The 21,791-nt window shown below is 74.1% G+C and carries 21 protein-coding genes; 6 read left to right on the top strand and 15 right to left on the bottom strand.

Annotation, left to right across the window (positions count from 1 at the left end):
* Positions 1–130: 130 nt before the first annotated feature.
* A complete protein-coding gene (locus ACYVID_RS13090) occupies positions 131–619 on the top strand; it encodes a MarR family winged helix-turn-helix transcriptional regulator (protein WP_460737704.1) in 489 nt (162 codons plus the stop codon).
* A gap of 89 nt (positions 620–708) precedes the next feature.
* Here the strand turns inward: ACYVID_RS13090 and ACYVID_RS13085 are convergent, their stop codons facing one another.
* The 8 genes from ACYVID_RS13085 to rsmI form a co-directional block, all read right to left on the bottom strand.
* Positions 709–1,563, bottom strand: coding sequence for a patatin-like phospholipase family protein (locus tag ACYVID_RS13085; RefSeq protein ID WP_460737702.1), 855 nt, complete (start codon positions 1,561–1,563; stop codon positions 709–711).
* Positions 1,564–1,748: 185 nt separating this feature from the next.
* The gene (locus ACYVID_RS13080; RefSeq protein ID WP_460737700.1) at positions 1,749–3,566 is read right to left on the bottom strand and encodes an ABC-F family ATP-binding cassette domain-containing protein; all 1,818 of its coding nucleotides are present in this window, start codon (positions 3,564–3,566) and stop codon (positions 1,749–1,751) included.
* Positions 3,567–3,570: 4 nt separating this feature from the next.
* Complete coding sequence (locus ACYVID_RS13075; protein WP_460737698.1) at positions 3,571–4,560, bottom strand: 4-(cytidine 5'-diphospho)-2-C-methyl-D-erythritol kinase; 990 nt, start codon at positions 4,558–4,560, stop codon at positions 3,571–3,573.
* Entirely contained in the window at positions 4,557–5,450 is an 894-nt protein-coding gene (rsmA, locus tag ACYVID_RS13070; RefSeq protein ID WP_460737696.1) for a 16S rRNA (adenine(1518)-N(6)/adenine(1519)-N(6))-dimethyltransferase RsmA, read from the bottom strand. The genes ACYVID_RS13075 and rsmA overlap by 4 nt, the downstream gene beginning before the upstream one ends.
* 50 nt (positions 5,451–5,500) lie before the next feature.
* Positions 5,501–6,634, bottom strand: coding sequence for a transglycosylase family protein (locus tag ACYVID_RS13065; RefSeq protein ID WP_460737694.1), 1,134 nt, complete (start codon positions 6,632–6,634; stop codon positions 5,501–5,503).
* 312 nt (positions 6,635–6,946) lie between these two features.
* The gene (locus tag ACYVID_RS13060; protein WP_460737692.1) at positions 6,947–7,873 is read right to left on the bottom strand and encodes a TatD family hydrolase; all 927 of its coding nucleotides are present in this window, start codon (positions 7,871–7,873) and stop codon (positions 6,947–6,949) included.
* Positions 7,870–8,742 carry an alpha/beta fold hydrolase gene (locus ACYVID_RS13055; protein ID WP_460737690.1) on the bottom strand — a complete coding sequence of 291 codons (873 nt, stop codon included), beginning with the start codon at positions 8,740–8,742 and terminating at the stop codon, positions 7,870–7,872. Before ACYVID_RS13055 ends, ACYVID_RS13060 begins: the two co-directional genes overlap by 4 nt.
* A complete protein-coding gene (gene rsmI / locus ACYVID_RS13050; RefSeq protein WP_460737688.1) occupies positions 8,739–9,614 on the bottom strand; it encodes a 16S rRNA (cytidine(1402)-2'-O)-methyltransferase in 876 nt (291 codons plus the stop codon). The genes ACYVID_RS13055 and rsmI overlap by 4 nt, the downstream gene beginning before the upstream one ends.
* Positions 9,615–9,732: 118 nt before the next feature.
* On the opposite strand from rsmI, the gene ACYVID_RS13045 reads away from it, so the two are divergent.
* Together ACYVID_RS13045 and ACYVID_RS13040 are read left to right on the top strand one after the other, a co-directional pair.
* Positions 9,733–11,463, top strand: coding sequence for a dolichyl-phosphate-mannose--protein mannosyltransferase (locus ACYVID_RS13045; protein ID WP_460737686.1), 1,731 nt, complete (start codon positions 9,733–9,735; stop codon positions 11,461–11,463).
* Between the two features lie 55 nt (positions 11,464–11,518).
* Positions 11,519–11,932 (top strand): pyridoxamine 5'-phosphate oxidase family protein, encoded by a 414-nt coding sequence (locus ACYVID_RS13040; protein ID WP_460737684.1) that lies wholly within the window; start codon positions 11,519–11,521, stop codon positions 11,930–11,932.
* Positions 11,933–12,039: 107 nt separating this feature from the next.
* Here the strand turns inward: ACYVID_RS13040 and ACYVID_RS13035 are convergent, their stop codons facing one another.
* From ACYVID_RS13035 to ACYVID_RS13020, 4 genes are all read right to left on the bottom strand, one after another.
* The gene (locus ACYVID_RS13035) at positions 12,040–12,819 is read right to left on the bottom strand and encodes an alpha/beta hydrolase family protein (protein ID WP_460737682.1); all 780 of its coding nucleotides are present in this window, start codon (positions 12,817–12,819) and stop codon (positions 12,040–12,042) included.
* 135 nt (positions 12,820–12,954) lie between these two features.
* Positions 12,955–13,836 carry an oxidoreductase gene (locus ACYVID_RS13030; protein WP_460737680.1) on the bottom strand — a complete coding sequence of 294 codons (882 nt, stop codon included), beginning with the start codon at positions 13,834–13,836 and terminating at the stop codon, positions 12,955–12,957.
* 115 nt (positions 13,837–13,951) lie between these two features.
* Positions 13,952–16,111 (bottom strand): DEAD/DEAH box helicase, encoded by a 2,160-nt coding sequence (locus ACYVID_RS13025; protein WP_460737678.1) that lies wholly within the window; start codon positions 16,109–16,111, stop codon positions 13,952–13,954.
* A 624-nt stretch (positions 16,112–16,735) separates the two neighbouring features.
* Positions 16,736–17,281 carry a type 1 glutamine amidotransferase domain-containing protein gene (locus tag ACYVID_RS13020; protein ID WP_460737676.1) on the bottom strand — a complete coding sequence of 182 codons (546 nt, stop codon included), beginning with the start codon at positions 17,279–17,281 and terminating at the stop codon, positions 16,736–16,738.
* A 101-nt stretch (positions 17,282–17,382) separates the two neighbouring features.
* Between ACYVID_RS13020 and ACYVID_RS13015 the strand changes: the two genes are divergently transcribed.
* Positions 17,383–17,961, top strand: coding sequence for a cysteine hydrolase family protein (locus tag ACYVID_RS13015; protein WP_460737674.1), 579 nt, complete (start codon positions 17,383–17,385; stop codon positions 17,959–17,961).
* Positions 17,958–18,239, top strand: a complete 282-nt coding sequence (locus ACYVID_RS13010) for a hypothetical protein (protein ID WP_460737672.1) — start codon at positions 17,958–17,960, stop codon at positions 18,237–18,239. Before ACYVID_RS13015 ends, ACYVID_RS13010 begins: the two co-directional genes overlap by 4 nt.
* A 63-nt stretch (positions 18,240–18,302) precedes the next feature.
* Here ACYVID_RS13010 and ACYVID_RS13005 read toward each other — a convergent pair whose 3' ends face one another.
* Together ACYVID_RS13005 and ACYVID_RS13000 are read right to left on the bottom strand one after the other, a co-directional pair.
* Positions 18,303–18,719, bottom strand: coding sequence for a CBS domain-containing protein (locus tag ACYVID_RS13005; protein ID WP_460737670.1), 417 nt, complete (start codon positions 18,717–18,719; stop codon positions 18,303–18,305).
* Positions 18,720–18,816: 97 nt separating this feature from the next.
* Complete coding sequence (locus ACYVID_RS13000; protein ID WP_460737668.1) at positions 18,817–20,289, bottom strand: FAD-dependent oxidoreductase; 1,473 nt, start codon at positions 20,287–20,289, stop codon at positions 18,817–18,819.
* A 172-nt stretch (positions 20,290–20,461) separates the two neighbouring features.
* On the opposite strand from ACYVID_RS13000, the gene ACYVID_RS12995 reads away from it, so the two are divergent.
* Positions 20,462–20,899 (top strand): SRPBCC family protein, encoded by a 438-nt coding sequence (locus tag ACYVID_RS12995; protein ID WP_460737666.1) that lies wholly within the window; start codon positions 20,462–20,464, stop codon positions 20,897–20,899.
* Positions 20,900–20,994: 95 nt separating this feature from the next.
* Here the strand turns inward: ACYVID_RS12995 and ACYVID_RS12990 are convergent, their stop codons facing one another.
* The gene (locus ACYVID_RS12990; protein WP_460737664.1) at positions 20,995–21,690 is read right to left on the bottom strand and encodes a GAF and ANTAR domain-containing protein; all 696 of its coding nucleotides are present in this window, start codon (positions 21,688–21,690) and stop codon (positions 20,995–20,997) included.
* Positions 21,691–21,791 lie beyond the last annotated feature (101 nt).

The raw sequence follows: 21,791 nt of genomic DNA, 5'->3' as shown, positions 1-21,791 counted from the left end.
CCCCGACAGACCCGGAAGTGCGACGACGAAGTATTGCCGTGGAGCTCCCGGGTTTGTCGGGGAGCCGACAAACCCGAACCCGGCAGACTCTCTCGACATCGAGAATCTCGATGTCCCGTACCCTGGACGCATGCGGGACGAGGTCGACGAGCTGGTGGAGGCGTGGGCGCGCGAGCGCAGCGACCTCGACCTGGGGCCCGTCGCCGTCTTCAGCCGGATCAGCCGGCTCTCGCGCCACCTCGACCTCGCCCGCCGCGCGGCCTTCACGGCCCAGGGCATCGAGTCGTGGGAGTTCGACGTGCTGGCGGCGCTGCGCCGCGCCGGCACGCCGTACGAGCTCTCCCCCGGACGGCTCCTGCGCGAGACCCTCGTGACCAGCGGCACCATGACCAACCGGGTCGACCGGCTCGTCGCGCGGGGGTACGTCGAGCGCAACCCCGACCCCGCGGACCGGCGCGGCGTCCTGGTGCGACTCACGCCCGAGGGCAAGGCGGCCGTCGACAGCGCCTTCGAGGCGCTCCTCGAGGCCGAGCAGGATTTCCTCGCCGGTCTCCCCGAGCGCGACCGCGCCCGGCTCGCCGAGCTGCTCCGCACGCTCCTCGCGCCCTTCGCTGACTGACCCCACCTCAGGGCAGGGACGACGGCCCACCCTCGAACCAGCGACGGCTCACCCTCGAACCAGCGCCGAGTCACCGATCGCGGGAACGGTCAGGCGGCGACGGTGTGGTCCTGGCCGAGCGGGCCGAGGGCCTCGCAGGCGGCGCGGTAGCCGAGAGCGATGTGCTCGGCGGTGCGGGAGAAGTCGTGCATCCGCACGCCGAGGTCGGGGGCGGTGAGGTGCACGACGTCGACCCCCGGCATGGCCACGGTCGGCCGCACCCGCATCGAGACCGCCAGGCTCGCCAGCAGCACGTCGATGGGGGTGCGGACGCGCCGCAGCCGCGCGGGCACGCTCGCGTCGAGCACGAACACCCGCGATGGGGCCAGCGAGGGAGCGCCGGCCACCGGCACGAGATCGGCGATGCCGCCGTCCACGTGGGTCTCGGGTCCGTCCTCGCCGAGGAGGCGGACCGGATCGAAGATGCTGGGCAGCGCCGTGCTGGCCAGCAGCAGGGTCTGCAGGTCGCCGCGGTCGTGGTAGACCGCGTCGCTGGACTCCAGCCGCGTCGTCACCACCCGCACCGGGACGGGGAGGTCCTCGAGGCGGTGCGACGGGGCCCAGGTGCGGACCAGGCGCAGCAGGCCGTCGGAGGAGTACAGCGAGGCCGGGTGCCGCACGACATGGCCGATCCGGGTCCAGTGGCTGCCCGGGAAGACGTCGCGGCTCTGGATCCGCGTCCAGTGCCGGCCCAGCTGCTGCACGCGCTCGGCGAGGTCGCCGGGCGACGCGGCGCCGGCCCCCGCGAGGAAGACGGAGTTGAGGGCGCCGACGGAGGTGCCGACGTACGCCGCGGGGCGCACGCCCCGCTCGACGAGGGCCCGCATCATCCCGACCTGGACGGCGCCGCGCGAGGCGCCTCCGCTGAGGACGAGCACGTCGCGGGTGTGCGGAAGCTGGTGCATCTCGCCTCCTCGGCCGGGGCGGACCTCCGTGTCCACCGGGACCTTCACATCGGCTCCGTGCGCCCCGACCTGAAGGATCGTGGAGGCATCGGCGGGGTCGTCGGGGCCGTTCTGCCCGGGAGGTACGCCGGGGATGACCCGTTCTGACTACCCGGCGCCCTGCTCCCCCCGCCCGGCTCCGCGGGCTACTCCAGCAGCTCGGCGGCCTCGAGCCACTCCAGCTCGACCTCGTCCTTCTCCGCCGACAGCGTCGCGAGCTCGGCGGAGATCGCCGCGAGCCGCTGGTGGTCGGTCGCGTGCTCGAGCACCAGGGCGTTGAGCTCGGCCTCGCGCTCGGCGATCCTCTCCAGCCGCTTGTCGAGGCGGGCCAGGGTCTTGCGGGCCGCCCGCTCCTCGGCGGAGCCGGCCTTGGCCTTCGGGGGCGCGACGTCGTGGTCGTCCTCGGTGACCGCGTCACCGGGTCTCGTGGCTCGCTCCGCTCGCACCTCGACCGGCGAGGCGTCCTGACGCAGCAAGGCAGCCCGTCTTTCGAGGTACTCGTCGACCCCGCGGGGCAGCATCGAGACCTGGCCGTCGCCGAGCAGCGCCCAGGTGGAGTCCGTGACCCGCTCGAGGAAGTAGCGGTCGTGCGAGACGACCACGAGGGTGCCCGGCCAGCCGTCGAGGAAGTCCTCCAGGACGTTCAGCGTCTCGATGTCGAGGTCGTTGGTGGGCTCGTCGAGCAGCAGCACGTTGGGCTCCTCCAGCAGCAGCTTGAGCAGCTGGAAGCGCCGCCGCTCGCCGCCGGAGAGGTCGCCGAGCCGGGCGGTGAGCCGGTCGCCGGTGAAGCCGAAGCGCTCCAGCAGCGACGTCGCGGAGAGCTCGCGGCCGTCGAGGGTCTTCGACACCCGCCGGATGTCCTCGACGGTGGCGAGCACCCGGGCGTCGGGGTCGACCTCGTCGATCGCCTGCGTGAGGTGCGCCAGCTTCACCGTGCGCCCGTGCCTGACCCGACCGGCCTGCGGTGCCACGGCGCCGGAGAGCAGGTTGAGCACCGAGGTCTTGCCGGCGCCGTTGACGCCCACGATCCCCACGCGGTCGCCGGGGCCGAGCCGCCAGGTGGCGTGCGAGAGCAGGGTGCGCTCGCCGCGGACCAGGTCGACGTCCTCGAGGTCCACGACGTCCTTGCCCAGGCGCTGGGTCGCGAAGCGCTCGAGCTCGAGCCGGTCGCGCGGCGGGGGGACGTCGTCGATCAGTGCGTTGGCGGCGTCGATGCGGAACTTCGGCTTCGACGTCCGGGCCGGCGGGCCGCGGCGCAGCCAGGCCAACTCCTTGCGCACGAGGTTCTGCCGCCGGACCTCCGCGGCCGAGGCCTGGCGCATCCGCTCGGCCTTGGCGAGCGTGAACGCGGCGTACCCGCCCTCGTAGACGTCGACCACCCCGTCATGGACCTCCCAGGTCCACTGGCAGACCTCGTCGAGGAACCACCGGTCGTGGGTGACGACGACCAGCGCGCTGTCGCGGGCGCGCAAGTGCGCGGCGAGCCAGGCGACGGCCTCGACGTCGAGGTGGTTGGTGGGCTCGTCGAGGACCAGCAGGTCGTGCTCGCCCAGCAGCAGCGCGGCCAGGGAGCAGCGGCGCCGCTCGCCACCGGAGAGGCCGACCACGGCGCGGTCGAGCGGGATGCCGGCGAGCAGCTCCTCGACGACCTCGCGGGTCACGGTGCGCGCGGCCCACTCGTGGTCCGCGAGCCCGCCGAGCACGGCCTCGCGCACGCTGTGGGTGTCGACGAGCTCGTCGCCCTGGTGGAGGTAGCCGATCTCGAGCCCGCGACGACGCGACACCCGGCCGGTGTCGGGCTCCTCCAGGCCGGTCATGACCTCCAGGAGCGTCGTCTTGCCGTCGCCGTTGCGCCCGACGATGCCGATCCGGTCGCCCTCCCCCACACCGAGGGAGACCTCGGTGAGGAGCGGACGCACGCCGTAGGACTTCGAGACCAGCTCGAGGTTCAGCAGGTTCGACACGGGCTCAGCCCACCGGCCCGTCGTAGGAGACGACGTGCACGCCGGACACGGGAGCGGGTACGGCGACGGCGCGGCCGTGCCCGGCCTCGTGCATCGCAGCGGTCACGCTGCGGGCGTGGTCGGCGTCGGCGCACAGCAGCAGCACGCTGGGCCCGGAGCCGGAGAGCAGGCACTCCAGCGCGCCGGCGTCGTACCCGTCGTCGAAGGTCTGCTGGAGGTCGGGGCGCAGTGCGAGGGCGGGGTCCTGCAGGTCGTTGGCCAGCTGCTCGGCCAGCGCGTGGACGTCGCCACGGGCCAGGGCGTCGAGCAGCTCGACGGGGAGCTCCGGCTCGGGCAGCGAGGCCAGGTCGCTCATCTCGTCGAAGGTGCGGTAGACCTCCGGCGTCGAGAGCCCGGTGTCGTTGCCGACCACGACCCACCACCAGGACCCGGTGTCGGCGAGCGGCTCGACGAGCTCGCCGCGGCCGGTGCCCCCGGCGGTGCCGCCCAGCAGCGAGAACGGCACGTCGCTCCCCAGGGTCGCGGCCAGCGCCAGCAGGTCGTCGTCGGCGGTGTCGAGGTCCCAGAGCCGGTCGAGCGCGACGAGCGTGGCGGCGGCGTCCGCGGAGCCACCGGCCATGCCGCCCGCGACCGGGATCGACTTGTGGATGGTGATGGCGGCCGCGAGGTCCACGATGCCGTGGTGGGCCAGCAGCGCCCGGCCGGCACGCACGGCGATGTTGTCCTCGCCCAGCGGCACGGTGTGCTCGACGCCCCGGTCGGCGGGGCGCCCGGTGGCCGAGGGGTCGGCGAGCAGGCCCTCGTAGCGCACCTGCACCGACCACTCGTCCCAGGTCGAGACGGTGACGTCGTCGTAGAGCCCGACGGCCTGGTAGACCGTCGCCAGCGGGTGGAAGCCGTCGGGCCGCGGGGCCCCGACGCCCAGGTGCAGGTTGATCTTGGCCGGCGCCCGCACCGTCACCCGGCGCGGGTCGTGGGTGGTCGCCTCGCTCATCGGCCCGCCTCGCTGTCCCGTACGTCGGTGACGACCGGCAGGGCCTCGGCGATGCGCACGAAGTCCTCGACGGTCAGCGACTCCCCCCGGGCCAGCGGGTCCACGCCGGCCTCGGCCAGGGCCGTGTCGACCGCCTCGGCCGGGGCGACGGCGCGCAGCACCCCGCGCAGGGCCTTGCGGCGCTGAGCGAAGGCGGCGTCGACGATCGCGAAGACGTGCTCGCGCGGGACGCTCGTCGTGGGCGGCTCGCGGCGGGTCCAGGCCACCAGGCCGGAGTCGACGTTGGGGGCCGGCCAGAAGACGTTGCGGCCGATGGCGCCGGCGCGGCGCACGTCGGCGTACCACGCGGCCTTGACCGAGGGCACGCCGTAGACCTTCGAGCCGGGGCGGGCCGCGAGCCGGTCGGCGACCTCGGCCTGCACCATCACCAGGCCGCGCTCGAGGGAGGGCAGCAGCGCCAGCAGGTGCAGCAGGACGGGCACCGAGACGTTGTAGGGCAGGTTGGCCACCAGCGCGGTCGGCGGCGGGCCGGGCAGCTCCGTGACGCGCAGCGCGTCGGCGAGCACGACCTCGCAGTGCTCGGCGCGGTCACCGGCGTGCTCGGCCAGCGTGCGCGGTAGCCGGGCGGCGAGCAGCTCGTCGAGCTCCACGGCCACCACGCGGTCCACGACCTCGAGCAGCGCGAGGGTCAACGACCCCAGGCCCGGACCGACCTCCACGACGACGTCCTCCGGGCCGACGCCGGACTCCCGGACGATGCGACGCACCGTGTTGGGGTCGATGACGAAGTTCTGGCCGCGCTGCTTGGTGGGGCGGAGGTCGAGCTCGGCCGCGAGCTGACGCACCTCCGCCGGCCCGAGGAGCCTCGGACCGGCGGAGGTGTCAGACATGGGGGCCAGGCTAGTGGCCAGGGGGTCGGCGACCCCCATCACGGGAGCCGTCAGCGGGGCAGACCCAGCTTGGCCGCGCAGCCGGGCCACGCGCCGTACCCGCCCGAGGCGTCGCGCAGCTTGGTCGCGATCGCGATCTGGGTCTCGCGGCTCTGCTGGTGCGGGTAGCCCGGGCCGCCGTAGGCGCGCCAGGTGCTCAGCGAGAACTGCAGGCCGCCGTAGTAGCCGTTGCCGGTGTTGATGGCCCAGTTGCCGCCGGACTCGCACCGGGCGAGGGCGTCCCAGACGGTGCTGCCGCCGGCGAAGTTGGTCGTGGGCGCGGCCTGCTGGGTGCCCACGCGCACGACGCGGTCGACCGGCTCACGCAGCACGTCGGCCTTGACGACCTCGCGGACCGCGACCTCACCGTTGCGCAGGGTCACCTTGTAGACGACGTCGCGCAGGCCGGTGCGGCCCTCCTGGACGACCTCGGTCTCGCCCTCGGGCATCGAGGAGTCCTCGCGCTCGATCGTGTCGAAGGCGATGGTCTCGCCGTCGACCGCGCGGCGCTCGACGCGCACGTCGGTGAAGACGATCCGCTCGCCGCCGCGCAGGCGCTTGTCGAAGCGGAAGTTGGCCTCGTCCCGCTTGTCGACCCGCACACCGAGCTGCTCGAGCGCGTCCCGGACGGTCTCGACGGTCAGGGTGCGCTTCTTGGCCTTGGAGCCGGCGATGACCAGGGTGAGCTTCTTCGGCGTGACCACCTCGAGGGTGGCGCCGGAGCGGTCCAGGTCGCCGCCGCGGGAGAGGGAGAGCTCGGCGTCGCGGTAGCGCTGCCCGATCTCGGCCAGCGCGGAGTCGATGTCGGTGGCGAAGACCCAGTGAGTCTGCTCCTCGCCGTCGACCTCGAGGGTCAGCGGCTTGGCGTACTGCACGGTGATCGCGCTGCCGTCCTCGATCTCCTCGCTCGCCTCGGGGGCGACCAGGTCGCGGGAGCCGAGCTCGATGCCCTCCTCGGCCAGCACGTCGGCGACCGTCTCACCGGAGGCGCGGACCTCGCGGGTCTCGCCGTCGACGGTGAGGGTCACGGTGCCGGCGAGGGCGGCGTACCCCAGGGTGGTGCCGGCGACGGCCAGGACCACCGTGACGATGAGTCCGACCATGACTGCGCGGCTGCGGGCGAGGGTGGTGATGGTGCTCTGCACACTTCTCCGAACGTGGTGCTCCCCGGGTCTGGAGTGCCGGCGCGCACCCGCCTCGCTCGCCCGGGCAGGGTGCTGCGCGGGCCTTCGATGCGGGGGATCCGAGCGGCTGGTGGGCCGTCCGGGGCGCCGACAGGACCTCTCGATCCCGGCTGACGGTCACCTAGGACAACAGGCCTGCGGCGTTCGCGCCAACTCTTCCCGGAATCTTTTTCGCACGGGTCGCGCGAGGTGTTCCCCGCGCCCCCGCGGCGTCTGAGCACCCCTCTCACCCCGGTGACCTGGGGTTTGTGACGGGTGTGGCGACGCCACCGGCTACCAGTGGCCGCCGAACGCCGTGTCGGTGTTCACGTCGATGGCGTGGCACAGGTCACCCAGGTCCTCACCCCGCACCTCCGCCATCGTGCGGACCGTCAACGGCACGAGGTAGGAGGCGTTGGGTCGGCCGCGGTAGGGCACCGGTGTCAGGTACGGCGCGTCGGTCTCGACCAGCACCCGGTCCTGCGGCGCGAGGGCCAGCGCCTCGCGCAGCGGGTCGGCGTTCTTGAAGGTGACGGTGCCCGCGAAGGAGAGGTGGGCGCCCCGGTCCAGGCAGGCCCGCGCGAAGAGCGCGTCGCCGGAGAAGCAGTGCATCACCCAGCGCTCGGGCGCACCCTCGGCGTCGATCACCCGCAGCACGTCCTCGTGGGCGTCACGGTCGTGGATCACCACGGTCTTGCCCAGCCGCTTGGCCAGGTCCAGGTGCCAGCGGAAGGACTCCTCCTGCGCGGTCCGACCCTCCTCCCCCGTGCGGAAGCGGTCGAGCCCGGTCTCCCCCACGGCGCGGACCCGGTCGTGCCGGGCGAGCGCCTCGATCTCGTCGTACGCCGCCTGCAGCTGCCCCGCGACGGCCAGCCGCGGTGCCTCGTTGGGGTGCAGGGCGACCCCGGCGACGATCTCCGGGTGCTCGGCCGCGGCCTCGACGGCCCAGCGCGCCCCCGGCAGGTCGCACCCGATCTGCACGATCCGGGGCACCCCCACCGCGGCCGAGGCGGCCAGGGCGTCGCGGGTGGCGAACCACTCCCCGTCGGAGTCGGCGATGTCGAGGTGGCAGTGGTTGTCGACGACCGGGTGCGGGAGCGGCTCGGGGGCGGGTGGTCGCTCGCGGTTGCGCCGGGAGCCGGACTTCTCCTCCGTCGCGGCACGGGCGCGGGTGGGTCCCTGCTGCCCGCCACGGTCCCCGGGCCGGTCCCCGCCGCTCACGCGGTGAGCACCCGCTCGATGATCGCCTCCGCCGCGGCCTCGGGGGCCTGGGTGGGGATCCAGTGGGTGACGCCCCGCAGCACGACGAGCTCGTAGGGCGCGTGGACGTAGCGCCCGGTCGCGTCGACCGGCGCGCGCGTGATGGCCGCGTCGCCGTCGCTCCACACCAGCGTCGTCGGGACGGTGACCTTGCGCCCGAGCAGGCTGCGGTCCATGAAGGGCAACGAGCGGTACCAGCCCAGGCCGCCGGGCAGCGCCCCGTCCTCGACCACCTCGCGGCGGAAGATCGCGACCTCCTCGGGGGTCATCCCGAAGCTGCCGCCCAGGAGCCGGTCGAACTGACCTCCCTCGCGACGGGCGAGCCACTCGGGCAGGCGCGGGATGTTGAAGGCCGCCATGTACCAGGACTTGAGGCCCTGCCGGGAGGTGAACCACGAGCGCATGAACGCCTCGGGGTGCGGCACCGACAGCGCGGTGAGGCTGGCGACCTTCTCCGGGGCCAGGGTCGCGGCGACCCAGGCGGTCGCTGCCCCCCAGTCGTGGCCGACCAGGTGCACCGTGCCGCCACCGCTGGCCTTCGTCGCGGCCGCGGAGACCGCGAGCGCGTCGTGGGCGAACTCCTGGACGGCGTACGCCCGGCGGCCGCGGGGGCGCGCTCGCGGGGAGTGGCCACGCTGGTCGACGGTCAGGGTGCGCAGGCCGGCGCGGTGCAGCAGCGGTGCGACCAGCCGCCACGACGTCGCGCGCTCCGGGAAGCCGTGCAGCAGCACGACGGCCGGCCCGTCGATCGGGCCCTCGTCGAGCACGTCGAGGGTCAGGCCGTCGCGGCCCACCTCGGTGACCCGCCCGGCAGTGCTGTCGCTGCTCATGAGTCCTCCTGGGGCTTGTGGACGGCGTCGTACACCTCGCGCTTGGGTACGCCGGCAGCCTGCGCCACCTCGAGGATGGCGGCCTTGCGCGGTGTGCCGGCGGCCTCGCGCTCGGCGACCGCGGCGCGCAGCTCGGCCGGCGCGGAGCCGATCGCGGCCGCGGGCGCGGCTCCCGCGACGACCAGCGTGACCTCGCCGCGCACGCCCTCGCCGGCCCACTCCACGAGCTCGGCGAGCGGGCCGCGGCGCACCTCCTCGTGGGTCTTGGTCAGCTCGCGGCAGACCGCGGCGGGCCGGTCGGCACCGAAGGCCTCGGCCAGCGCGGCCAGGGCTGCCTGGGTGCGGTGCGGGGCCTCGAAGAAGACCATCGTGCGCTGCTCGTCGGCGAGCCCGGCGAGCCGTCGGGCGCGCTCGCCGGCCTTGCGCGGGAGGAAGCCCTCGAAGCAGAACCGGTCGACCGGCAGCCCGCTGACCGCGAGCGCCGTCAGCACCGCGCTCGGCCCCGGCACCGCGGTCACGTGCACCTCGGCCTCGACCGCGGCGGCGACGAGGCGGTAGCCGGGGTCGCTGACGCTCGGCATGCCGGCGTCGGTCACGAGCAGCACCCGGTCGCCCGCGAGGAGCATCTCGAGCAGCTGCGGGGTGCGGCCGGACTCGTTGCCCTCGAAGTAGGAGACGACCCGGCCGGTGATCGTGACGCCCAGGTCGGTGGTGAGCCGCTTGAGCCGGCGGGTGTCCTCGGCGGCGACCACGTCGGCGGTCGCCAGCTCGGTCGCCAGTCGCGGGGGCGCGTCCTCGGGCCGACCGATCGGCGTGGCGGCCAGCACCAGGGTGCCCGCGGCCCCCGACGTACGTCCTCCCGTGCCGCTCACGGCTGGCATCCTCCCATCCCGGCTCCTCCCGCCCCGGCCCGCACCGTCCCGGACCATCCCGGGCGCACCGTCCCCGAGTCGCCCTCCCCCGCAGGCACGGCGACGTAGGGTGGCGCCCGTGACGAGCCAGTCGCCCGAGCGCGAGGTCCCCCGCGCCCCGGAGGTCGGCCTGTCCGCCACCGCCGAGGGGCGCCCGGTCCCGAGCGCCTGGGCCCGCGCCCGCGGGCGGCTGCCCGCCGAGGACCCCTTCATCGGCTGGTCCGCCGCGCTGGCGCTCGGCCTGCTGGCGCTCTTCCTGCGGCTGTGGCGACTCGGCACACCGCGGGAGTTCCAGTTCGACGAGACCTACTACGCCAAGGACGCCTGGTCGCTGGTCAACAACGGCTACGTCCGCGGCTACGTCGAGGACGCCAACGACCAGGTCCTGTCGGGCACCACCGACGGGCTGTGGACCGACGGGCCGTCGATGATCGTCCACCCCGAGGTCGGCAAGCTGCTGATCGGCTTGGGCGAGAAGGCCTTCGGGCTCGACCCGTTCGGCTGGCGCGTGGCCTCGGCCGTGGTCGGCTCGCTGATGGTCGTGGTGATGGTGCGGCTCGCGCGGCGGATGACCGGCTCCACGCTGCTCGGCCTGGTCGCCGGCCTGCTGCTGATGCTCGACGGGCTGCACTTCGTGCTCTCCCGGCTGGCGCTGCTCGACATCTTCGTCGCCTTCTTCACCCTGTGCGCGGTCGCGTGCGTCGTCAACGACCGCGACTGGTACCGCTCGCGCCTCGCCGCCCGGCTCCCCTCCCCGCCCGACCCCTCGTCGTGGGGACCGGTGCGGGCACTGCTCTTCCGGCCCTGGCTGCTGGCGGGCGGGGTCTGCTGGGGCCTGGCGATCGGCACCAAGTGGACCGCGCTCTACCCGCTGGCCGCCTTCGGGCTGCTGGCGTGGGCGTGGAGCGCGGGGGCGCGCCGCTCCTTCGGCGTACGCCGCCCGGTGCTGCGCTCGCTGGTCGCCGATGCGCCCACCGCCTTCGCCCACCTCGTGCTGGTGGCCTTCGTGGTCTACCTGCTCTCGTGGACCGGCTGGCTGGCCAACGCCGCGGAGTACGAGGAGGGACTCTCCTCCACGCAGTACACCCAGTTCAGCGGCGAGGGCCGCTGCGACGGCGAGACCTTCGTCGACGACGCCCCGGACCGCGACGCCCGCTGGCCCACGGCGACCGAGCCGGACGCCAGCGGCCTGGGCGAGGTGACCCAGTCGCTGCGCTCGCTCTGGTACTACCACCAGGACGTCTACACCTTCCACACGCACTTCCTGAACTGCTCCACGCACACCTACCAGTCCCAGCCGTCCGGGTGGCTGCTGCTCAACCGGCCCGTCGGCGTCGCCGCCGACACCGGCATCGAGCCCGGCACCCGCGGCTGCACCGCTCCCGCCGGCAGCGACTGCCTGCGCCAGGTGCTGCTCATCGGCACCCCGATGATCTGGTGGGCCGGCATCGTCGCGGTGCTCTTCGCCGCCGCGATGTGGATCGGCGCCCGCGACTGGCGCTACGGCGTGGCGGTCGTCGGCGTGACCTCGACCTGGCTGCCGTGGCTGCTCTACGACGACCGACCGATCTTCCTCTTCTACGCCGTGCTCACGCTGCCCTTCGTGGTGCTCGCGCTGACCCTGGCGATCGGCCGGTTGATCGGGTCCTCGCGCGAGCCCAGCACCCGGCGCACCGTCGGCGTGGTCGTGGCCGGGTCGTTCCTGGTGCTGGTGCTGCTGAACTTCGCGTGGTTCTGGCCGGTCTTCACCCACGAGCTCATGACCCACTCCGCCTGGCTGGACCGCATCTGGTTCGCCCGGTGGATCTGACGCCGCTACCCCCTCATCGCCCACCCGCCCCCGACGCACCCGCAGGAGACGACACGTGGCCTCGTTCGAGCCCGGCTGGGGCGAGCTGCCCGCCCCGCTCCTCGACTTCTGGACCGAGCGGCACCTGTGCACGCTCACGACCCTGCGCAGGGACGGCTCCCCGCACGTCGTGCCGGTCGGCGTCGCCCTGGACCTCGAGCAGGAGTGCGCCTGGGTCATCACCGGCAGCGGGTCGGTGAAGGCGCGGCACCTGCGCACGCCCGGCCGGGTCGCGGCCTGCCAGGTCGACGGCCCGCGCTGGTCGACCCTCGAGGGCACCGCCGTCGCGACCACCGACCCCGCCGACGTCGCCCGCGCGGTCGAGCGGTACGCCGGCCGCTACCGCCAGCCCCGCGAGAATCCCGAGCGGGTGGCCCTGCGCATCACCGTCTCGCGCTTCCTGTTCGGCCCGGGGCTGCTGCGCACCTGAGGCAGATCGGTCCGCGTGACGACTGGGTCTCGACACGCGGGTCACGGCTTCGCAAGCTCAGCCGTGCCGCTCGCTCGACCACCATCGCTGAGTCCGCTGACGCGTCCTCAGCCGGCGCACTCGTTGGCGAAGGTCACCAGGTCGTGGGCGCTGTAGTGCGAGGGGTCGTCGTGGGGGCCGTCGACGGTGCGCAGGGTGACGTCGGCGCCGAACTCGGTGAGCCGGTCGACGATCGCCTCGCTGTTGGTGTCGTAGGGCACGAAGGGGTCGCGCGGCGAGGCGACGAAGCGGAAGGTCGTGCCGGTCTGCGCCAGCTTGAAGGCGGCGTCGACCGGGTTGCGGTCGCGGGGGTAGGGCTGGCCGCCGTAGGCCTGGGAGATGAAGCGGCGGGCGCCGGGGACGTTGCCCATGGTGGACATGTCGACGGCCGGCTTCACGCCGTACCAGCACGGGGGTCGACGGTCGGCGTGGACGAGGGCGTTGAGGGAGGTGGTGCCGCCCATGGAGGCGCCGATGTAGAGCTTGACCTCACCGCCGCCCTGCTCCTCGGCCCAGTCCCACAGCGCCATGGTGTCCTGCGTCGAGAGCGGATTGCCCCAGTTCTCCCGGTGGAACATCGAGGAGGCCACGACCCACCCGTCGCGCCGCAGCGCGTCCAGCCAGGTGCCGTCCATCTTGTGGTTGTAGTTGCTGCCCTGGCCGTGGAAGAAGATCGCGACGCCCTTGGGGTCGCTGGTCGCCGGGAGGTTGACCCGCACCCGCTGCCCGTCGAGGACGCCGCGCACCTGCTCGGCCGGCCGCTCGCCGCTGGCACCGGTGGTGAGCACCACCAGCAGCACGGCCAGCACGGTGGTCAGCAGTGCCTGCCCGACACGCTTGGCGCTCATCGACGTCCCCCTCGCAAGGCTGCACGAGCACGGCCCGTCGTGCCGTGCGCGCACCATTGTGCGGGCGGGCACCGACATCCGCGAGTGGGGTCCAGGAGCGGGCGCACCCGGGCGGGGTCACCGAACGGGGTCACCTCACCACGGGAACGAGGTGCCGGTCCGTTCCCCGGAGACCTCCCACAGCCGGCGCGCGGCATCGGCGTCGCGCGCCTGGGCCGAGCGCGGGTTGGGCCCCGGGGCCCCGCGCAGGCCCTGGAAGCCGGTGGGACCGATGTAGGAGTCCGGCGGGAGGTCGGCAGTGACGGCATGGACGGTGGGCCGGGCACCGAACTCCGCGCTCGTGGCGACGATCTTGTTGCCGATCCACATCAGCTTGTTCATCAGCGGGTTGGCGTGGTGGCTCTGCAGGTTGGTGGCGCTGTAGCCGGGGTGGCAGGCGTGCGCGACGACACCACGCCCCGCCGCGGTGAGGCGGCGCTGGAGCTCGGAGGTGAAGAGCAGGTTGGCGAGCTTGGACTGCTGGTAGGCGCGGGTGGGCCGGTAGCCACGGGTCAGGTCGAGGTCCTCCAGGTCGACCTGCGGGCCGTGGTGCAGCCCGGAGGAGACGGTGACGACACGGTCCGTGACGTGCGGCAGCAGCAGGTTGGTCAGCGCGAAGTGGCCCAGGTGGTTGGTGCCGATCTGGCGCTCGAAGCCGTCGACCGTGCGGCCCTCGGCGACCATCATGATCCCGGCGTTGTTGACCAGCGTGGTGATCTCGCGGTCGGCCCAGGAGGCGGCGAAGCGGCGCACCGAGGACAGGTCGGCGAGGTCGAGCTCGGCGACCTCGGTGCTGCCGCGCCCGGTCAGGGTCGCCGCCGCGGCCTCGCCCCGAGCGGAGTCGCGGACCGCGAGCACGACGTGGCCGCCGGCGTCGACCAGCTTCCGCGCGGCCTCGAGCCCGATCCCGGAGTTGGCCCCCGTGACGACGTACGTGGCGCCGGTGAGGTCGGGCAGGTCGCTGCGGTCGGAGGCCATGGTGTGGAACCTAGCGGGACGGCCCCACCACAGCACCGCGTGCCGGCTTCAGCGGCCGGCCGCTGGAATGTCCTCGTGCGGCCGCCCCGCAGCCCGCGGGACGTGGCGACGCGGGTCAGTCGACGAGCGCCTCGGCGTAGGCACGGGTACGCCGGGCGGCGGCCCCCTCCTCGCGCTCCAGCGCCTCGGTGAGCAACGAGACCAGGGCCTCGAGCTGCACGTCGGAGCTGGCGCCGATCTCCTCGTCGGAGCCGTCGAGCGCCCGCGCCGCGAGCCCGGCCTTGGAGTCGATCAGCTCGGCGATGCGGGTGTCGATGGTGTGCGCGGCGATGACGCGCCACGCGGTGACCGGGAGCTCCTGGCCGATGCGGTGGATGCGGTCGATCGCCTGGGTCTGCTCGGCGTCGGTCCACGACAGCTCGGCCAGCACCAGGTTGGAGGCCACCTGGAGGTTGAGCCCCACGCCGGCGGCCATGAGCGAGCAGACGACGATCGAGACCTCGGGGTCGTTGACGAAGGCGTCGATCGCCGCCTCGCGGGCCTTGGGCGTCTGGTCGCCGCGGATGGAGGTGAACTTCAGGCCGCGCTCGGCGAAGAGGGCTTCGGCGGCGTCCATGACGTCGACGTGCTTGGCGAAGAAGACGACCTTGCCGACGTTGCGCGCCAGCTGGGCGGCATAGTCGGCGGCGAGCCCGGCCTTGGCCTGGCCGATGCGGCGGACCATGGAGAAGACGTTCTCCCCGTCCTTCTTGTTCGAGGAGTCCTCCAGCTCCCAGCCCGCGACCCGGCGGACCAGCTCGTGGTCGATGCCGTCGACGACGCGTCCGGAGACCCGGGTCTCCAGGGCCGTGTGGTACCTCGCGACCATCCGGCGCGCCAGCTCGGTCTCGGCGGCGCGGATGGAGCGGCCGACAGCGTCGTCGAGCTCGACCGGCAGGTCGGCCACGCGACGGGCCGGGATGTCGGCGGCGACGTCGACCTTGCGGCGCCGCACGATGCCCTGCTGGACGACGGCGTTGCGGGCGGCGCCGTAGAAGGAGGGGCCGTCGGCGGGGGTCAGCCCGGTCTCCTCCAGCGCCTCCATCAACGGGCCGAGCGGCATGGTGTCGTCGATCCAGCCCAGGAACTGCCAGATCGCACGGAAGTCCTCGATGTCGTTGATCAGCGGCGTGCCGGTGAGCGCCATCATCAGCGGTCGGGCGTAGCGGGCGCGGATGCGGTCGGCGAGGTGCAGGACGTGCTGGGAGCGCTGGGAGGTCTTGTTCTTGATGAAATGAGCCTCGTCGACGACCATCCCCTTGAACCCGAAGTCGCCCAGCCAGCCCACGTGCCGGTCGAGGATCTCGTAGTTCACGACGACGATGTCGGCCCAGCCGTCGACGTCCCAGCCGTCGCCGTGGATGACCGTCGCGGTGCGCTGCGGCGTCCAGGTGCCGACCTCGCGGGCCCAGCTGGTCTTCACGACGTTGGGCACGACGACGAGCAGGGGGTAGGCGTCGGCGGCCTGCGCGGCCAGCAGCGCCTGGGCGGTCTTGCCGAGGCCGGGCTCGTCGGCCAGGAGGAAGGTGCGGTGGCCCTGGGCGGCGGCCTCGACCACCTGCGACTGGTGCTTCATCAGCTCGCGCCCGCCCGGGGCGACCAGCGAGCCGGGCTCGGGCAGCGGCATGCACGCAGCGTTGCCGCCGTACTCGAAGGAGCGGAAGAGCGGGCCGAGCAGCTCCCAGCCGGCGAGCCGGCGGGGGCGGGCCTTGAGGGCGGCGCCGGAGAAGTCGGGGGTGAGGAAGGGGTTGGCGAGGCGGCGGGAGACCACGCTCTGCGGGACGATCCGCTTCTCGACCATGCCCTCGCCGTCGGCCTCCTCCTCGGGCTCGGGCTCCTCGACCTCGAGGCCCGCCCGGCGCTGCATGTCGCGGCGCAGGTCCTCGGCGGCCTCGCCGATCTCGGCGTCCTCGGCCAGCAGGTGCAGCAGGGTCGTGTCGCGGGTGGCGGTCTTGGCGAGGATGGTGGCGATGCCGTCGAGGCGCTTGAGCTGCTCGGCGCGCTGGGAGTCCGAGACCTCGGTGTCGGCCTTGATCCGGGCCCGCTCCTCGCGGACGAGCAGCGCCACGACCTGGAACTTCGTGCGCGCGCTCGGCGGCACGGCGCCCCGTTGGGCCGAGCCCTCGACCTCGCGCACGGCGCGGGCCAGCACGGGGATGATCCCCTCGTTGTCGAGGTCGCGCACCCGTCGCTGGGGTCGCTGACCGTTGGTACGACGCTGGGCTCGTCGAGCCACTCGCTCCTCCTCCGTGGGCCCGGATGGCGAGGTGCGGCCGGGCTGGGTTCGGCTGTCCGGGACCGATCGCAGGTCCTCGGCGGGGCCGGTGTCCGCACCGGGTGTCCTCTCGCTGCCTCTGGTGCGCTGCTGGGCGCTGCCGGGAGCGGGGTGCCACGGTGGGGCGGACTCCTCGATCGTCTCACACGACCCGCGGCGCCGCGGCATCCCCCACGACTCGCGTCACAGCACCCGCGTCCGCTGCGACGTGAGCGGGAACACCTCGCGCGGTCCCTGGTCCACGGTCGCTCCACCCTGCTGGGTGTGATTGGGCACCGCGTCGGCGACGCAGGCTTGTCGATGTCGCCGATCGCCGAATCACCACGTCCGGGTGGTGCTTCCACCCGTAGGGGTGATGGCCGGATGACAGCCGCGGCCGGGGGCCGGAATCCTCCCCGGTCGCGGCCCCTGGGAGCAGGGTCCGAGACCGCCGCGCCCGGACGGGACGAGCGTGCGCCGGGGGGCTCCCACGCCCGGCCCGTGGGCGCGTCCGGGTTCCCGGCGCCGCCGGGGCGACCGGGCCGATGACGAGACAGGGGCGCCGGACCGGTCGGTCCGACGCCCCGTTCGAGGTCCTGGTGGCACTCAGGAACCGGTGCTGCCCGCCCCGTGCGCGACCGCCTCGAGGAGCGCGTTGTTGAACGACGGGATGTCGTCGGGGTTGCGGCTGGTGATCAGGTTGCCGTCGGTGACGACCGGCTCGTCGACCCAGGTGCCACCGGCGTTGCGGATGTCGGTCTGCAGGCTGGGCCAGGAGGTGAGGGTGCGGCCGTCGAGCACGCCGGCCTCGACGAGGGTCCACGGCGCGTGGCAGATCGCCGCGACGGGCTTGCCCGAGGCCACGAAGTCGCGGATGAAGGCCACCGCGGCCTCGTCCATCCGCAGGGCGTCGGGGTTGGCGACCCCGCCGGGCAGCACGAGGGCGGCGTAGTCGTCGATCGAGGCGCTGGCGACCTCCTTGTCCACGGGTCGGGTCTCGGCCTTGTCGAGGTGCTCGAAGAGCTGGACCTCACCGGACTCCGGGGAGAGCAGCACCGCCTCGTGGCCGGCGTCGGTCACCGCCTGCCAGGGCTCCACCAGCTCGGCCTTCTCGATGCCTTCGGACGCGGTCAGGAATGCGATCGTGGTCATCCCTCGACGGTAGGGGCGCTCCCGGGCCCCACCACCGCCCTCAGGGGTGGCCACCCGTCCGGGTGCGCACGCGTCGGCTGGGCAGCGGGTACGTGGCGCGCATGGCACACGACGCGCTGCTGCTCATCGACCTGCAGTCCGACTGGTTCTCCGACGCAGAGCTCGACCGCTGCCGCGAGGACCTCGTCGCGACGTGCAACCGACTGGTCGCAGCCGCGCACCGCAGCGGCGTACCGGTGCTGGAGGTGCGCACCGTCCACGAGCCCGACCGGAGCACCTGGACGCTGACGATGCTCGAGGACGACCAGGGGGTCACCGTCCGTGGCACGCCCGGGGCCGAGCGGGTCGCGGGCCTCGAGCCCGGACCGGCGACCGTGGTCGAGAAGACCCGCGACAGCGTCTTCTTCGGCACCACGCTCGAGCAGGACCTGCGCGCCCAGGACGTACGCCGGGTCGTGCTGTGCGGGGTGAGCACCGAGTCCTGCATCGCCGCCTCGGCGCGCGACGCCTTCGCCCGGGACCTCGCGGTCGTGCTCGTCTCGGACGCGACGGCGTCGGTCAGCTGGGAGGAGCACGACCACACGCTGGCCATGCTGCACGACCAGCACCGCCAGGAGGTGCTGACCGCCGACGAGGTGGTGGCCCGGTGGGCGGACGCGACGCAGGGACCGGGACGGTGACGGTCTACCTCGCCTGGTCGCCGGAGCCCTTCGACCCCGGTCTGTCGGGCGTGGTCGACGGGCCGTGGCGCGAGGTCCTGCGGGCCGAGGACCACCTGCTGCTGGTGGACAGCGACGACACGCTCTCGCGCGTCTACCACCACCTGAAGTGGTCCTTCGAGGGCTCGCCGCCGCTGCTGGTGACCGCCTGCGACGGCGCTCCGAAGCTCAAGGGGCTGCCCGCCGGCACGACCTCCTGGGTCCGGGCGCGGACCGGGGCAGCACGCGGTCGGGCCTGACCTGCCGGGGCCCGCGGACGGGAGGACCGGGCCGCGCTGCTGGACCCGGCCCTCGTCCGTGGGTCAGGGGCTGGAGATGCCCGCGACCAGCTCGCCGACCTGCTGGGCCGGGAGCGCCCGCGCCACGTCGGCCTGGCTGAGGATGCCGACCAGGTCGTGCCCGTCGATGACCGGCAGCCGCCGGACGTCGTGCTCGAGCATGGTGCGCAGCGCCTCGGCGACGTCGTCGTCGGCGCCGATCGTGACCGGCTTGCCGTCGGCGTAGTCCGCCACGGTCATCTGCGTGGTGTCGTGGCCCTGCGCGACGCAGCGCAGCACGATGTCGCGATTGGTGATCATCCCGGCCAGCCGGTCGTCCTCGCCGCAGATCGGCAGGGCTCCGACGCCGAGGTCGCGCATCTTCTGCGCCGCCTGCGACACCGTCTCGTCGGTGCGGGCGCACTCGGCTCCCGCGGTCATGAGCTCTCGTGCGGTCGTCATGTTCTCCTCCTCGTGGATGGGTGACTGACCCACGACTGGTAACCGCCGCTCCCGCACGCATGCCGCTCCATCGGGTGACCCCCGCAGCCGGGCGGGGTCAGTCGCGCCGGCGACGCAGCAGCGGTCGCGTGGCGGGGCCCTCCAGCACCTCGCCGTCCGGGCCGAACCGGGACCCGTGGAGGGGGCAGTCGTAGCTGCCCTCCAGGTCGTTCCAGCGCAGCGGCCCGCCGAGGTGGGTGCACACGGGCGCCACGGCGCAGTCCCCCGAGACGGCACGCTGCGGCGTGCGCGTGCGGGGGTCGACAGCGCGGACGAGCGCCTCCGCCCCGCCGCGGACCACACCGGCCTGGACCGCCGCCAGGGCCGGTGCGTCGCGCCACCGCCAGGGTCGGTCGTAGAGCGGGTCGGCCCAACCGACGGGCTCGCCGGTGAGGGTGCCGCGCAGGGCCAGCGCGGCCGCGATGCCGCTGCTGATGCCCCACTTGTTGAAGCCGGTGGCGAGGTGGACGTCCGGGGACGCCCCGCCGAGGCTGCCGACGAGCGGGAGGTGGTCGGTGGTGCTGTAGTCCTGCGCCGACCAGCGACCCAGCTCACGGGCGCCGCTCCAGTGCTCGTCGACCCAGGCACGGACCGCGTCGGCCTGTCCCGGCTCCCGGCCGCCGCGGGCCGTGGGGTGGCCCGAGCCGCCGGCGAGCAGCACCGGGCGTCCACCGATCCTCGCGCCGCGGAAGCTGCGGGAGGGGCCGCTGGCGGCCAGCGCCATCTCGACCGGCTCCTCCCCCACCTCGAAGGCCAGGAGGTAGCTGCGCTGGGCGGTCACCCGCGCGAAGTGCAGGCGCCGGTCGACGGTCGGTGCGCCCGTCGCTAGCACCACGTGCCGGGCGCTCACCTCGGTCGCTGCTCCCCCGTCGGTCGGGTGCAGCTGGACGCGCACCCGGTCCTTGCGCTGGCGCACGCGTCGCATCCGCCAGCCAGCGACCAGGTGGCCGCCGGCGGCGGTGTACGCCGCTGCCAGGCCGGTCACGAGGTCGACCGGGTCCAGCTGCAGCTGGTCGCGCAGCACGACGGCCCGGTCCGCAGGGACCGGCAGGTCCGGGTCCTCGACCAGCTCCACGGGCAGGCCCAGGTCGAGGGCGACCCGGTGCTCCCGCTCGACCGCCTCCACCCCGTCGGGGCCCTCGCCCCAGGTGAGCGCGGGCCGCTCCTGGAGCGCGAGCCCGAGGGCGCCGGCCCGCTGGTGCAGCCACTCCTGGGCGGCCAGCGTGCTGCCGACGTACGCCTGGACCGACTCCCAGCGCGCGGAGCGGGCCGCGCTGGAGAGCAGCGTGCCCTGGAGCGCGGAGACCTTGCCCGTGGTGCGACCCGAGGTGACCGCGCCCGCGTGCCGGGCCTCGACGACCAGCACCGAGAGCCCGGCCTCGGCCAGCAGCAGCGCGGTCGTCAGGCCGGTGAGTCCGGCCCCGACCACGACGACGTCGTGGTGCGCCGCGGTGAGGAGGTCCGCGCCGTGGCCCGGGCCGGAACCCGCCCCGGCACCACCACGCTGCTTCCACCAGATGCTCTCCGCCATGTCTTCGTCCCGTCCGCTGCGTGCGTGCTCGTGAGGTGCCTGGGCGCGTGTGCGCGGCTGGGTGGTGCCCCGCGCGGAGCCCGGCAGCCCCACCCCCTCGGCCGGTCCAGGGTCGGCGAGGTCACCCGAGCGAGTGCGCTTGACCGCCCTGGGGCGGGGAACCCCGTGGGACATGAGCACCAACCGACGCGTCATCGACACCACGCCCGAGCGGGTCTGGGACGTCCTCGCCGACGGCTGGCTCTACCCGCTGTGGGTGGTCGGCGCCTCCCGGATGCGCGAGGTCGACCCCGGCTGGCCCGCCAGCGGGACCCGGCTGCACCACTCGGTCGGCACCTGGCCGCTGCTGCTCGACGACACCACGGAGTCCGTGGAGTGCCGGAGCGGGTCGCTGCTGCGCCTGCACGCCCGTGCCTGGCCCGCGGGCGAGGCGGAGGTCGAGATCACGCTGGCGCCCGAGGGCGCCGGCACCCTGGTCACGATCCGCGAGGACGCGCGCACCGGTCCGGGGAAGCTCGTGCCCTCCCCGCTGCGCCAGCCGCCGCTGACCTGGCGCAACACCGAGACGTTGCGCCGGTTGGCCTTCGTGGCCGAGCGCCGCGCGGGCTGAGGCCCGTCCCGCGAGCACCCCTGTCGGGGGTCAGGGGGGTCGCGGCCGCCGCGCAGGGGGTGTTGCGGCGGCCGCGACCGTTCGTGGGGCCGGAGTCAGTCCGGCCGGCGCGCGGCCTCCTCGGCGTCCTCGACCACCTGGGCCGCGACGTCGGCCAGCCGCTCGTTGCGGGTGCTGGAGTAGCGCTGCAGCACCGCGAACGCCCCGGCGGTCGTGAGCCGGTGCCGCTCCATCAGCACCCCCTGGGCGACACCGATCTGGTGCCGGGTCCCGAGTGCGCTCTCCAGGCCGGTGATCACCTTGGCGGCGTCCAGGGCGGCGGCCGCGTGCGTGGCGTAGAGCAGCGCGACGTCGTACGCCGGTCCCGACCAGGCCCCCGCCTCGGCGCCGAGCAGCGTGATCACCGCCTGGGTGCGGTCGCCGGAGACCATGGGCAGGGCGAGCACCGAGGCGACCCCGTGCTGCACGGCCAGGTCGCGCCACTGCGTCCACCGTCGCTCCTCGCCGAGGTCGAGACCGACCACCGGCTCGGCCGAGGCGAAGGCGTCGATCGTGGGGCCGTCGCCACGGCTGAGCTGGTGCTCCTCGAGCCGCTCGGCCACCGGGGAGGTGGCGCCCGCGGGGACCAGGCGGCCGCGCCGGCCGCGGACGGTGAGGGTGGCGTGCTCGCACCCGTCGACGACCTCGACCGCGAGCGCGCAGATGCGGCTGGCGGTCTGGGACTCGTCGCGCTCGGCGGCGAGATCGTGGGAGACCTGGGCGAGCAGGGACGCGAGATCCTCGCGCGACATTCGGGACCACCTAGGAGAAAGGCTCTGCAGCTGCGCCCGTCTTCTCCAGGCAGGGCGCATCATGCCCTGCCGCACCGAACGTGCGCACATCACGACACGCC

Source organism: Nocardioides ginkgobilobae (assembly GCF_054781275.1).
Note: the sequence above shows the minus strand (reverse complement) of the source record. Positions and strands in the feature narration are given on the sequence as shown.